Annotated in this window: 10 protein-coding genes and 1 pseudogene; 5 read left to right on the forward strand and 6 right to left on the reverse strand. The window is 49.1% G+C overall.

All coding sequences use genetic code 11. The features are described from left to right. Window positions 1-151 precede the first annotated feature (151 nt). On the forward strand, window positions 152-2,023 hold the full coding sequence (locus M8Q36_RS24955; protein ID WP_283946146.1) for an NACHT domain-containing protein: 1,872 nt from the start codon (window positions 152-154) through the stop codon (window positions 2,021-2,023). Here M8Q36_RS24955 and M8Q36_RS24960 read toward each other — a convergent pair. The 6 genes and pseudogenes from M8Q36_RS24960 to M8Q36_RS24985 all read right to left on the reverse strand — a co-directional run. Further along, window positions 2,022-2,213: pseudogene (locus tag M8Q36_RS24960) on the reverse strand (restriction endonuclease subunit S); the annotation flags it as partial. The gene M8Q36_RS24955 and the pseudogene M8Q36_RS24960 sit on opposite strands and share 2 nt — an antisense overlap. Before the next feature lie 203 nt (window positions 2,214-2,416). Continuing rightward, window positions 2,417-3,583 (reverse strand): mannose-6-phosphate isomerase, class I, encoded by a 1,167-nt coding sequence (gene manA / locus M8Q36_RS24965; RefSeq protein ID WP_249882935.1) that lies wholly within the window; start codon window positions 3,581-3,583, stop codon window positions 2,417-2,419. Between the two features lie 4 nt (window positions 3,584-3,587). Beyond that, window positions 3,588-4,988, reverse strand: a complete 1,401-nt coding sequence (locus M8Q36_RS24970; protein WP_249882936.1) for a glycoside hydrolase family 1 protein — start codon at window positions 4,986-4,988, stop codon at window positions 3,588-3,590. A gap of 45 nt (window positions 4,989-5,033) precedes the next feature. Beyond that, entirely contained in the window at window positions 5,034-7,229 is a 2,196-nt protein-coding gene (locus tag M8Q36_RS24975; RefSeq protein ID WP_249882937.1) for a CBM35 domain-containing protein, read from the reverse strand. A 12-nt stretch (window positions 7,230-7,241) separates the two neighbouring features. After that, on the reverse strand, window positions 7,242-8,585 hold the full coding sequence (locus M8Q36_RS24980; protein ID WP_249882938.1) for a maltoporin: 1,344 nt from the start codon (window positions 8,583-8,585) through the stop codon (window positions 7,242-7,244). A gap of 235 nt (window positions 8,586-8,820) precedes the next feature. After that, on the reverse strand, window positions 8,821-10,095 hold the full coding sequence (locus M8Q36_RS24985; protein WP_249882939.1) for a PTS sugar transporter subunit IIC: 1,275 nt from the start codon (window positions 10,093-10,095) through the stop codon (window positions 8,821-8,823). 178 nt (window positions 10,096-10,273) lie between these two features. On the opposite strand from M8Q36_RS24985, the gene M8Q36_RS24990 reads away from it, so the two are divergent. Genes M8Q36_RS24990 through M8Q36_RS25005 form a run of 4 tightly spaced genes read left to right on the forward strand, consistent with a single transcriptional unit; the run spans window position 10,274 to window position 13,251 of the window. Then, window positions 10,274-10,588, forward strand: coding sequence for a PTS sugar transporter subunit IIB (locus tag M8Q36_RS24990; RefSeq protein WP_249882940.1), 315 nt, complete (start codon window positions 10,274-10,276; stop codon window positions 10,586-10,588). Between the two features lie 10 nt (window positions 10,589-10,598). Then, the gene (locus M8Q36_RS24995) at window positions 10,599-11,924 is read left to right on the forward strand and encodes a PTS sugar transporter subunit IIC (protein WP_249882941.1); all 1,326 of its coding nucleotides are present in this window, start codon (window positions 10,599-10,601) and stop codon (window positions 11,922-11,924) included. Between the two features lie 5 nt (window positions 11,925-11,929). Further along, complete coding sequence (gene chbA / locus M8Q36_RS25000; protein WP_349654615.1) at window positions 11,930-12,256, forward strand: PTS N,N'-diacetylchitobiose transporter subunit IIA; 327 nt, start codon at window positions 11,930-11,932, stop codon at window positions 12,254-12,256. A gap of 56 nt (window positions 12,257-12,312) precedes the next feature. After that, the gene (locus M8Q36_RS25005) at window positions 12,313-13,251 is read left to right on the forward strand and encodes an ROK family protein (protein WP_249882943.1); all 939 of its coding nucleotides are present in this window, start codon (window positions 12,313-12,315) and stop codon (window positions 13,249-13,251) included.

A 13,251-nucleotide genomic window follows, 5' to 3' on the forward strand; every position in this document is an offset into this window, starting at 1 on the left:
TACTCAAGCGTATCTCATTTTCTCTACTTTTTCAAAGGTACATTTTAGTAAGTAGAAAGAAAATCAACTATGTTGATCAACAACTAGGTTTTCTTTTTTTTGAATTACCCATAGTATGTTCATACTATTGTAGTATTAATGGAGATGGATGATGTTTGCTGAAACAATTTTAACAGCCCCTTTTATCACAGGATTAATCAAAAAATTTGGCGAGGAGACTGGAAGTTTTTTGATAAAAAAAACTAAAATACAACTGAGAAAACTAAAGCTATACAACTCATTGTTAGCTAGTGAAAATGACTACTCAAATAACATTATTAAAAGAATATTTACGTTCAGAACTATTATCTCAGGTGATAAAGATGTTTATTTAGATCAAATTTATTATCCATTAACAATCAGAGATAGTGGAAAACGAAAAACTGTTATACAGGATTGCACTACTTTGCCTAACCACACGCCGATATGTCTGATAGGTGTTGCTGGTCAAGGCAAAACCATTACAATGAAAAAAATGTATCTTGAAGAGTTAAATAAAAATGCATGTTTTCCATTTTTTATATCTCTACGAAGTATTGATTTCTCAAAAGAGATTGGTTTAATTCAAATATTGAATAAACACTTAATTACAAATGGAGTTGAGTGTGATGAACAAGCTGTAAAGGATTTTATTACTAACGTAAATGTACGAATATATTTTGATGGTTTTGATGAAATTCCATACGAGCATAGGCAACACGCAGTTCAGGTGCTTGAAGAATGTAACTATCGATGGAAATGTAACATAGTATGTTCTACCCGGCCCGATACTGAGCTTTGCAAGGTTCCGGGTTTTGTAGTATACAACCTTTCGTATTTAAGAATGGAAGATGTTAATAAGATTCTAAGACAAAGCATAGATAATAAAGAAACATCTGAACAGTTAGTAAACCTTCTGAAAAACAAAGATTTTTTGCGCGATTCTATTAAAACGCCAATTTTGATTGATATATTTATAGTTACATGCATGAGCCTAAATCAGAACCCAGATAATATCACAAATTATTATGACTCTCTTTTTAAATCACTGGCATATAAACATGATTTTAATAAAGTTTTTACTCGAAAAAGAAAGAGTCAACTAAGTGATTTAGAACTCGAAGAGTGTTTCACGATATTTTGCTTCGTAACTTTCATGCAAGAAAAAGTTGATTTTACTGAAGCTGATATGTTAGATATTTTTAAGCAGGCGAAGCAAAGCATAGGTAAGGAAGCAGAGAAAGAAAAGGATATAATGCAAGACATTATGTATATTACCAATCTTGTAATAGCTGATGGATACACAAACTTTACATTCATCCACAAGTCGATACAGGACTATTATTCCGCAAAATACATAGCAAAGAGTGATTATAAAAACCAAAAGCTATTTTGGGATAGTATGCAGAAATATCACATTGAAGAAAACTTTGCATATATGTGCAAATGTCTATCCCCCTATTCTTATTACTCTCTTTTCATTGCCCCCCAATTGAAAGAATGTGACTTTTACTCGGACTGCGGAGAACCGATTTATCCTACCTTAGATGATTTGAAGTTTTACCTTCATGATGCTAGCCTAATGCCAAATTCGAGAAAGGACAAAATTTTTTCCGGCATTACCAGAACTCCTCCATATGATGGATTTAGATTTGAAGCTATTGACGAACTCTATAAATTTACACTATTCAAAGCTTCTTTGAATGGCCCTCTGACTTGCGTAATGAACTTCCTGAGAGATAAACAAAAAGAGATTTCCGACAAGTTCGATGAATTAAAACCACATCTGGAACCTGACTATCATAAAATGAACGATAACGCAATAAAATTAGAAAAATTCATGCTAACTTTCCCTCAGGTTGAATCATACATGCAAAAATCAATAACTGATATGCATCAAATGATTGATGAAATCATTAGTGATTATCAAAAACATATTGATCAAAAAAATAACAAATCATTAGGCACACAAAATTTGCTTGAAAGCCTGTTTGCTAACAAATGATTCGCGCCCAGTTTTCAGCTAATTCTTCCGCGTTCTGGCTATTGGTGAGCGTTGCCAGCAGTGTTTCGACAAGTTGAGAATGCGCATCTAGACTGGTCAGAGATTGTTGTTCTGGTTGGTCGCAGAGGGACAGAAGTTCAGAGACTCTTGCAACAATTCGACTTTGCTCATTGAGAGGAGAAACGGGAATAAGTAAAGATTTGAGATGACTGACCTGCCCCCAGTATTAGATACAACGGTCAGTGAGTTATGTCGGTTTTTGACCCTGCCCCCTAATCACTACGACTCCTTTGAATTAAGCCCGGCGAAACCATTACTTCATTCTGGTCACGATAATGGGCAGGTTATGAAAACCCTGCCCAACACGTTGTTAAAATCAACCGAAAACTCAAATCATACGTAAACGCGGCATAGCGCCCCGCTAACGCTCAGCGTCCAGTCCCGCGTCAATGCGGGAATAAAGGCGGCTTGCCCGGCGTTCAGCGTCAATACTTCACCCGATGCGTGGTGTAATGCAGCTTGTCCATCAATGACAAATACGATTTCCGCGCTGGTAGTCTGCATAGCAAGATTGTTTACATGGCTATATACATCAAAACAGAAATCCTCAACCGGAACATCATACTGCTGCCACCCGGCGTGTTTTGCCGGTGCCATCCGTAATTGCTCCTCACTGATAGGTTCAAAAACGGTACAGGCAACCAACTCTGCAAGGTTTATATTTTTGTCCGTTAACCCTGCTCTCAGTACGTTATCGGAACTGGCCATCACCTCGACGGCCACTCCCTGCACATAGGCATGCAACGTGCCAGGCGAAAGAAACATCGCCTCGCCTGGTTGCAGCGTCAGGCAGTTGAGAAACAGCGGTGCGAACAGGCCAATATCATCCGGATAATGCTGACGCAGACGAAAAATAAATGACGCCAGGTTGGCGTCATATAATGACTCAACTTCATCGAACAGACGTGTAAATGCTTTCTGCTTTTCATCCTGCGGCAGTTGCATCAATGAAACAAAAAACGCCTGCATCGTTTCCGTGCAAGGGTGCAACGCTAATGGATTTAACGTCGCTTCCAGCGAAGCAATACCCAGCTTTTTAAAATTGCGTACAATCTCCGCCGGCTGGCGAAAACCATTCATCGCCATAAACGGCGTAATGGCATAAACCAGCTCCGGTTTATGATTGTCGTCATTATAATCTGGCGGATTATTTTGCTGACGATGGAAACCCGCCTGCGCCTGCGCTTTTTGTGGGTGCACCTGAATCGATAACGCCCGTTCAGCGGCAAGGATTTTCAGCAAATAAGGTAGATCGCCGAATTGCCCGGCCACGCGGCTGCCGAGCATGGCCGTTTTATCCCCGGCAATCAGTTCCGCCAGGGAGCAGGAGCCTTCTTCGCAGATAATCTGGGAAATACCGGCCGGATGTACGCCCATCCACAATTCTGCCTGCGGTTGATTGTCAGGGTTTGGAATGTGAAAACGCGCATTCAGCGCCGAACGGCTTCCCCACGCGTAGTTTTTCACCACATTGACCAGCGGATAGAAACAGTGGCTCATGGGGTCAATCCTCAGTGGTGAACTGGTTGGTTTTCGCCAGCGATGCAAACCATAATCCGTTGCGCTTGATATGCCGCTCGCCGGTTTGCAGATCAAGTCGATAGAAACCATAGCGGCGCTTGAAGGAATTAATCCACGACCAGTTATCAATAAAAGTCCACTGATGTACGCCAAAGCAATTCGCGCCATCGGCAATAGCCCGATGTAACTCGATTAAATGTTCCTGCATCAAGCCTATGCGGAAATGATCATCAATCACGCCATCGGCCTGCACCGGGCCTTCGGATTCCAGATCCATGGCAATACCAATTTCTGCCAGATACCATTTAATGTTGCCGTAGTTGTCGCGGATATTCGCGGCGATGTCATAAATTGCCTGTGGCAGAATTTCGTTGTTATCACGGTAAGGGTTAAAACGCCCGTGCGGGTTAACGTAGTTTTCGAAATAAAGTTCTGGCGTGAAGTAATCAAGCGTATAGTCGCTTTCCCGCGCTTTTACGCGCCGGGGCACGTAATAGTTCACGCCGAGAAAATCGATGCGCGATGAGGTAATCAGATCAACATCCGCTTTGGCGACTTCCGGCAGGCATTTGTTGGCCGCCAGAATTTCGCATAACGCTTTCGGGAATTCATGTTTGACCAGCGGATCGAGAAAACTGCGATTAAACAGCAAATCGGCATACTCGGCTGCTTTTTTATCTGCTTCGGAATCATTGCGGGTGTAAGACGGCGTCAGATTCAGCACTACACCAATCTCGCCACCGGGTTCCATCTCGCGGTAAACCTGCACTGCTTTTGCGTGTGCCAGCATGATGTTAAACGCCACCTGTGCCGCCAGCTTGCCGTCTTTTTTGCACGGATAGTGGAAATCATACAGATACCCTCCTTCAACCGGCACAATAGGTTCGTTGAAGGTGATCCAGTACTTCACTTTATGGCCAAACAGACTGAATGCCGTACGCGCAAAGCGGGCAAACAACTCCACTACGTGCGCGGATTCGAACCCGCCATACTTTTTCTGCAAGGCTTCGGGCATATCAAAGTGATACAGGTTGATCATCGGCTCAATGCCACTGGCGATCATCTCATCGAGATAGGCATGATAAAAACGCACAGCATCCGCATCCGGCTCGCCTGTTTCAAAATCGGCGATCAGGCGCGTCCACTGAATTGAGGTGCGAAACGAGTTGAAGCCGAGTGACTTCATCAGCGCAACATCCTGCGGATATTTACGATAGGTTTCGCATACGGTTTGCGGCCCCGTTTGCTGAAAAAAACGTTCCGGCTGTTCAGCGAACCAGCTGTCCCAGATGGAACGATGGGGTTTCCCCTCTACACCTTCCGTTTGCGGTCCGGATGCCGCCGCACCCCATAAAAAACCTGCCGGGAATGAATACCGGGTCATAACGCCTCCTTGAAAAAGCTGCGCCGGTACGGCGCAGCGAAATGGTTATTCGGTGGTGACTTCAATGGATTTGATAAACAGGTAGCCCCAGTCGCCGGGGAACTTGCCGAAGCTGATGGTATTTGCCCCCGCTTTCAGCGTGACCGGAACGACTAATTGCTGGCCTTTTTCATCGGTCTGCGGGAATTCCACCGGGATCGGTGCGCCGCCGTTCACCACAAACGAATTCTTTTTAGCGCCCCATTTGCCGTTGAATGTCACCCGCAGCGCAAACTGCCCTTCCCAGGGGACATTCACCTGCCAGCTCACGCTATCACCGTCATTAGCGAACGGGCCGAGAAAACCGTCATTACCAATGGCAAGCGGGTTTTCACTGGCCTTTGCCACTGCCAGTTTGCCTTTGCTGACATCCAGCACACCGCCGCCAAACGTGCAGTAGTCGGCAGGGGATTTACCGGTGGCTTTCTTCACCGTGACGCGGACAGTTTTGCTGCTGCTTAGCAGGCCATCATTAGCCGTAAAAGCCAGGGTATAGCTGCCAGGCGCAGAGAACCACGCCCGCGTTTCAGCTTTAGCCGCATCGCAGAAATGTACCTTTTCGTTGTCATCAGCGCTCCACTGCTGCGCGACGTGACGATCGGGAAGATTGTCGTCTGTCCAGGCCGCTTTCAGCAGCACACCTTTGTCCTGTGTTGTGGTGAGCGGTTCACTCACTGTCACCACCGGCGCGTTGTTCTGCTGGTGGTGTTGCACGCTGATCACATTCGACGGCGCTGACGCCCCGCTCTCGTTTTTGGCGATCACGCGGTAGTAATAGGTTTTCCCCAATTGAAGACTGCGATAATCATCGCGGAACAGATCCATCGTCGCCGGATCCCACTCGTTTACGCCGTCTGAGATATCTTTACCGGCAAGTGCCCACGGGCCTGAGGCTGACGTGGCGCGTTCAACATCGTAGTAACGCCCGACGGGCGACCCCATCCAGTTGATGGCAAAAGGTGAGTCGGTTTCCCGCAGGCGCGGCGCATCCGGCACCGGTAACGGTGGAACCTTATCTGAACCGGCAAGTTGCGCAGATGCCTTGCGTACCAGAGCCACCACTGCCGTTTCCTGGTTGGCTTTGCCCTCTACCGGAAAGCCCGGTAGATGGTAGCTATAGTGCCCGGTGAACTCTTTGTGCCAGTAAAATCCGCCATCATGACGATGACCGCGAAAGCCCCAGATAAAACCGCCTGCCGCCTGCGCGCCATTGACCTCGCTGTGCACAATCGACTGCATAATGTCGTTAAGTTGCGCCTGATCGAGCAGCCCGAACTCCCCGACCAGATACGCCTTCTTACCGCCTATCGCTTGCAGGTCTTTGCGTACCTGATCGGGATGGTTGTTCCCGGCATTGGTGTAATAATGGTTGCTGACGATATCGATATTCGGATCGCTCAGCGCAAAGGCATTTATCTTCTTATAGGTGCCGTCGATAATGAGCTGGTGCGGCGCCCATTTGCGGATCCATGCTGCCGTTTGTTTGAGGAATTCCGCATTGGTATCTTCAAGCTCATTGCCCGTTTCCCAGGCCATGATCGCCTTTTCATCGTAATAGGCGCGCCCGGTTACCGTATTGGTGCGGGTGATCACCTGACGAATCACATCCAGATACGCCTGGAAGGTTTTGCTGTCAGTACGGTAAAAATCTTCCGCTTTTTCATGATAGAACGCGGCCAGTTGCTCACGACCACCCCACCACCACCAGTGGTCGATAAACGGCAGGATCAGACGCAGCCCCTGCTTATCCGCTTCCGCTATCATGTTGTCATAGACTTTCATCGCCTCTTCGTTCAACTGCGGCATTCCGTCTGGGGTGGCGGGAGCCAGGATATGCGTGGCGCGCCCGCAGGCGGCGTCATTTTCCTGCTGAACGGAGAGCACATAGACACGCTGCGCCTTCGCGCCGGTTTGCACCATCGCGCGGATCCAGTTTGCCTGCTCTTCGGCGGTCGGCCATTTAAAATACTGCCCCCAGCCGCGCGGATCGGCCTTGCAGACACCACGCGCATCATCTTCAATACGGTGGAGTTCCGGGGCGTGAATACCGGCAAAGCGGAAAACCGTGTTGCCATCCATCAGTTGCCCGCCCTGGCGGGTGATGAAATGTTCGAAATGCGACTGTTCCGCAGCCATGACGCCTGCGCTGCCCAGCAGGGAGAGCATCGCCACCAGTAATACTTTACGCATCGGTTTACACATGGTTGTCTCTCCTTAGAACCATACTTCCGCCTGGACGCCAAAGTTCACGGTGTCGGTGCTACCGCTGCGGCTGTAACCGCCGGCTGAAATGGTGTTGGTGTCCCAGTTGTAGTTGCCGTCCAGCGCATCGGACACCCCTTTATCCCATTTCGCGTAAGTGACGAAGAAGCGCAACTGCGGGCGGCTCCAGAAACCGGAATCAAAGGTCAGGGTTGGCGCGATGGTGACTTTGGTCAGACCGCCTTTTCCTTTACCGTTAACGCCCTTGTAGTTCTCATCATCGAGGTACTCGTAACCGACTTCATACTGCATGGCGAAGTTTTTGGTGATCTGGTGGTACGGGCGAATACCGGCCACCCAGCTTGTCCGTCCCCAGCCGTCGGCATCGCTGGTCCACCAGCGGTAATTTTTATCCTTCTGGTAGTAGGCAAAAGTCGAGATATCCACCGCACCCAACGACGCCATGCTATCGAGCACCACGCGCCACGACTGTGTATCTTCAAGATTCGCCCAGCCCCAACCGTTTTTACCCAGCGAATCGCCCGCCGCCAGCCCGCGTCCATACTGCATAACCAGTTTGGAATAGCCGCCCGTCAGCCCCCAGAAACCATCAAAATTGTAGACCCCGGTAATGCCGTAGCCTTTTTCGGAAGCGGTTGGATGGTTTTCATTGCGGTTCATACGATGACCGATAAATTCCAGATCCAGCCCGGTACCGCCGATTTTCTTGAACCACAGATTGAGGGAGTAATCATCCGGGTAGCCCTGATCGCTTTTATCAACCGGGTACGCTTTGGTTTCATCGGTTGGCGAAAAGGCGTAAATACCGGCATCAAAGCGGGCAAAGCCGAGATCCATATTGTCGAAACCACCACCGGTGCCGTTGTACTGAATGTATTCCCAGTCGAACTGGTGGCTGGAGGTGTTAGAGCTGCTATAGCGTTTACCGCCCCAGAAGGTGATTGCTGGTGCAAAGTCGAGATTGCTCAGCTCAACGAAACCTTCACGGAATTGCACGTCGTGCCCGTCGTCGTCACGGCAGTTCCAGTCGGATGTACATTTGCTCTGATGCGTGATATTGGCCTGAATTTTTGCCACTGCACCGGAGGCAGCTTTCAGGGTAACTTGTGGAATTAATTCAATTTTAGTGTCGTCTTCATTACCGAGGCGCCATTTGCCGTCGGGCATCAACCCCACGGAATCAACACGGTTGCCATCGGAGTTCGCCAGTATGCCGGAGCGAATATAGCCATGCAGCGTGAAATCATAGGACTTGACCTCATCCGCCTGCGCAACGCCGCTGAGCGCAGCGTTAATGAGTAAGGCAAGAGGTAATAATCGGTTCAATCTGTTCATAATTTCCCTTGTTCTTTTTTTGAGTGAAAGCGCGTCGGTTTGGCGCGAGTGGAAATTTACGGATCAAAAAAGGAAAAGTACATCCACAAACGGAAAGCGCTTTCCATAATTGCCGGATCAAATCACAAATTCGACCATAACGACTATGAAATCGTGATAAAAGTCACATAAATTGCGGTGGGAAATAAAAAAGCCAGCGCGATGCTGGCGCTGGCAGGGGAAACAACGTGAGGATTTACCTGTTTTCCGCCTCCAGCAGCTGGCTTTCATAAACCCTGAAGAAAGGCCGGTAGATCATCCATGAATTGAAGAAAGCGAACAGGCACATAAACATGTTTTTCCAGCTGCCGTTTGCCGACCAGGCCGCGCCCAGCGGCGCAGGCATCGACCAGGGCAGCATCGCCACGGCGCGATCCAGCACGCCCAGATGCGTTAAATACCAGGCAATGCAGGCGTTGATGACCGGTACAAAAATAAAGGGGATTAAAAAAATCGGGTTAAGGATCACGGGGAAGCCAAATAAAATCGGCTCGTTGATATTAAACAGCGAAGGAATGAGACCAATTTTGCCGACGCTTTTCAGTTGCCGGGAACGGCTGCGCAGCGCCATAAAAATCAGCGGTAACGTTGAGCCGATACCCCCAATCAGCAGATAAAAATCCCAGAAACCCTGCAGATAAATATGTGGAAGCCTTACCTCCCCGCTGGCCAGTGCCTGCTGGTTTTCAAACAGATAGGTCATCCAGAAAGGATTCATAATGCCGGTAATAATCAGCGCGCCGTGGATACCAACAAACCAGAGTAAATTACAAATAATCAATGAGATAAGAATGGCCGTCAGCGTATCCGACGCAATAATTAACGGACGAAACGCTTCGCTGATCAGATTTGGCAGGATCATGCCGGTGGTCAGTTTTAAGGTGGTGTTCACTACCGTTATCGACAGCATGACCACCAGCAACGGCACCAGCAGCTGAAAGCCATTGCGTGTCATCACCGGCACTTCATCCGGCAGGCGGATATACCAGCCTTTGCAGTAGAAAAAACGAATCACTTCAATGCTGTAAAAACTCGATATCAGGGCGCTAAAAATCCCCAGACCGCCGAGAAAAAGGTTGCTGCTATCCGTAGTTTTAAAACCGATAAATACCAGAAATGAGAGACACCCTGTCAACCCGGAGAGCCTTTCCGGAAGCTGATATTGCTTGGCCAGACTCGCACTGGCACCAAAAGCAATGATCAACGCCACCAGGCCAATTGTCAGTTCAAAGGTGGGTAATAACATCGGGCGAAGGAGTTGATAGTAGCCGCCAAACCAGGAGAAAGAATTGATGGAAACCGGCGGAAATATCAGTGGCACCATCAGGCTGCCGACGATCACGAAAGGCATAGCTAACGCAAAGCTGTCGCGCATTGCGGTGATGTGCTGGCTGCGCGTGAGCAGGTTGGCAAAGGGGGTAATGCGCTGCTCGATCAGCATGACAGCCACATTCATAAACTGAATGTTCATGATGAAACCTATTTAAGCCATGAAGTCGCAGGATCATCGCTTACATCGATCCAAAGTGAAAGCCGCAAACTGGTGATCATGCTCACATTAAATGCATCCACAAACGGAAAGCGCTTTCCGTTTTGAATCCATAAATCTATAGTGCGCCCATTCTCGTCACTCAGTCAGGAGTCTTTTCATGAAAAAAATCATGCTTTGTTGTTCCGCTGGCATGTCGACCAGCTTGCTGGTGAAAAAAATGGTCGAAGAGGCGGAAAAGCGCGGTCTGGACGTTGATATCAAGGCCTTTGGCGTCGCGGAGTTTGAGCAGCAGGTGGGAAATTATGAGGTGGTTCTTCTTGGGCCGCAGGTGAAGTACATGCAGAAGGATCTGCAAAGCAAGGCGAATACTTACGGCATCCGCGTTGAGCCCATCAACATGATGGATTACGGCATGCAAAAGGGTGCGGCAGTTTTAGATTTTGCCATTTCTCTGATCGACAATAAAAAATAAGGGACACGCCATGAGTTCTCTGTACTCGAAATTAATCGCTGTGATTGAGCAAAAAATCACACCGCTGGCCGGCGCTGTCGGCCAGCAAAAATATGTAACCTCCATTCGCGACGGCTTTATCCTTGCGCTGCCGTTTATGATTGTCGGCTCTTTTATGCTGGTGTTTATTTTCCCGCCTTTCTCACCGGATACCAGCTGGGGATTTGCACGCGCCTGGCTGCAATTCTCGCTCGATCACCGCGCCAATCTGATGCTGCCGTACTATTTCAGCATGGGTATCATGACGATATTTATCTCCGTTGGTGTCGCCGCGAGCCTCGCGCGGCACCACGCGCTGGATCCGCTGACCTCCGGCATGTTATCGCTGATGGGGTTTTTACTGATCGCCGCGCCGCTGAAAGAGGGGCAAATCTCCACGGCGTACTTTTCCGGTCAGGGGATTTTTACCGCGCTGCTGGTCGCTATTTACACCACCGAGCTGTACGCCTTGCTGCGCCGCAACAACATTACTATCCGCTTGCCACCGGAAGTGCCGACCGGGGTGGCCCGTTCATTCGAAATCCTGATTCCGGTACTGGCCGTGGTTCTGACGCTGCACCCGCTGAACCTGATTATTGAAGCGCAGTTCGGCATGATCATCCCGGAAGCAATCATGTCGCTGGTGAAACCGCTGGTCGCCGCGTCGGATACATTACCGGCGATTCTGCTGTCCGTGCTGGTGTGCCAGATCCTCTGGTTTGCCGGTATTCATGGCGCACTGATCGTCACTGGTATTATGAATCCCTTCTGGATGGCAAACCTCTCCGTCAACCAGGCTGCCATTGCCGCCGGCACCGCCATTCCACATATCTATGTTCAGGGCTTCTGGGATCACTATCTGCTGATTGGCGGCGTGGGCTCAACGTTGCCCCTTGCGCTGCTGTTGATTCGCAGTAAAGCCGTGCACCTGCGCACCATCGGTCGGATGGGCATTGTACCGGGCATGTTCAACATCAATGAACCGATCCTGTTTGGTGCTCCGATCATTATGAACCCGCTGTTCTTTATTCCGTTTGTACTGGTGCCAATGGTCAACGCCACGCTGGCGTACTTCGCGCTCGACTTTGGACTGGTCGCCAGGGTGGTCTCGATGACGCCATGGACAACTCCGGCACCCATCGGTGCCTCCTGGGCGGCAAACTGGGCTTTCAGTCCGGTGATTATGTGCCTGATTTGTATGGTCACTGCCACCCTGATGTATTACCCGTTCTTTAAAGCCTACGAAAAGCAGCTGCTTGAGCAAGACACGGCTGAAAACCAACCGGCCAGCCGCGTAGGCCAGTCTGAAACTGCATAAATGTAATCACCGAGTCAGAGGATGTTATGGAATTAGAAGAGCAAGTGATGGGCATTATCATCAATGCCGGACAGTCGCGAAGCCTGTGTTACGAAGCGCTTCAGTGCGCTAAAGAAGGCGATTTTGCCAGGGCGGATGAAATGATGCAGCAGGCGCAGCACTTTGCCCGCGAAGCCCATCTGGTACAGACCCAGCTTATTGAAGCTGATGAAGGTGAAGGTAAAACCAAAATGACGCTGGTAATGGTACATGCACAGGATCACCTGATGACCTCTATCCTTGCGAAAGAACTGGTTACTGAGCTTATCGACATTTACCGTACCCGCCACTGAGCAATGTGGCATTGAAGAGAGGCACTGCCTCTCTTCTTTTTGAATGGAGAATAACCATGCTGCACCTTGGCCTCGATATTGGCGGCACGAAAATGGAGGCGGTATTGCTGGATAAAGAGGGCAATATTCATTTTCGTGAACGCCGACCAACCTGGAAAGCAGATTACCCGGGCTTTCTGGATCATCTTATCGACATGATTGAGCACGTCAGAAGCACTCAGCAGTGTGAATTTACCCTTGGTATTGGGCTGCCTGGCGCAATAGATCCCGGTACCGGACTTATTAAAAATTGTAATTGCCTGGTACTGAATGGCGAAAATTTAGCGCAGAATTTGACGCTTCGCCTTGGTCAGCAGGTGTTTCTGGCGAATGACGCCGACTGCTTTACCCTCTCAGAAGCCATTGACGGCGCGGGTCAGGGATATGGTACCGTCTTTGGCGTCATTGTCGGTACCGGGTGCGGCGGTGGCGTGGTGGTAAACGGCCAATTACTTAGCGGCCCCAATGCCATTGCCGGTGAATGGGGTCATAATCCGCTGCCTGGCTGGACGGCGGAAAAAGATGGTCCGGTTCAACACTGCTACTGTCTGCATGAAAACTGCATTGAAAGTTTTATATCAGGAACGGGTTTTAGCCGCCGTTTCAATATGAAACATGGAACACAATTAAGTACTGAATCAATTATTGCCGCCGCAGAAACGGGCGATACGCTGGCACTTGCTCACTATCAGCATTTTATCGATGCTTTTGCGCGCAGCATTGCCGGCGTCATTAACACCCTTGATCCCCACGCGATTGTAATTGGCGGCGGGCTTTCAAATGTTGAATCGCTGTACCGCGATCTGCCTGTTGCTGTCGGGAAGTACATTTTCTCTCCAACCTGCCGCACCGCCATGATGAAAGCAAAATTTGGTGATGCGAGCGGTGTGCGCGGGGCAGCCTGGCTGCCGGTGATGCGCTCTGCACGTGCAGGGAAGGCGACAGAGACGGCGTAA

The organism is Kosakonia sp. R1.Fl, from assembly GCF_023516815.1.
In the GTDB taxonomy this organism is placed as follows: domain Bacteria; phylum Pseudomonadota; class Gammaproteobacteria; order Enterobacterales; family Enterobacteriaceae; genus Kosakonia.

Coding starts and splice junctions, on each gene's coding strand:
- manA (WP_249882935.1), bottom strand. CDS start 3,583: ATGAGCCACTGTTTCTATCCGCTGGTCAATGTGGTGAAAAACTACGCG.
- M8Q36_RS24990 (WP_249882940.1), top strand. CDS start 10,274: ATGAAAAAAATCATGCTTTGTTGTTCCGCTGGCATGTCGACCAGCTTG.
- M8Q36_RS24995 (WP_249882941.1), top strand. CDS start 10,599: ATGAGTTCTCTGTACTCGAAATTAATCGCTGTGATTGAGCAAAAAATC.
- M8Q36_RS24985 (WP_249882939.1), bottom strand. CDS start 10,095: ATGAACATTCAGTTTATGAATGTGGCTGTCATGCTGATCGAGCAGCGC.
- M8Q36_RS24970 (WP_249882936.1), bottom strand. CDS start 4,988: ATGACCCGGTATTCATTCCCGGCAGGTTTTTTATGGGGTGCGGCGGCA.
- M8Q36_RS24975 (WP_249882937.1), bottom strand. CDS start 7,229: ATGTGTAAACCGATGCGTAAAGTATTACTGGTGGCGATGCTCTCCCTG.
- M8Q36_RS25005 (WP_249882943.1), top strand. CDS start 12,313: ATGCTGCACCTTGGCCTCGATATTGGCGGCACGAAAATGGAGGCGGTA.
- M8Q36_RS24980 (WP_249882938.1), bottom strand. CDS start 8,585: ATGAACAGATTGAACCGATTATTACCTCTTGCCTTACTCATTAACGCT.
- M8Q36_RS24955 (WP_283946146.1), top strand. CDS start 152: ATGTTTGCTGAAACAATTTTAACAGCCCCTTTTATCACAGGATTAATC.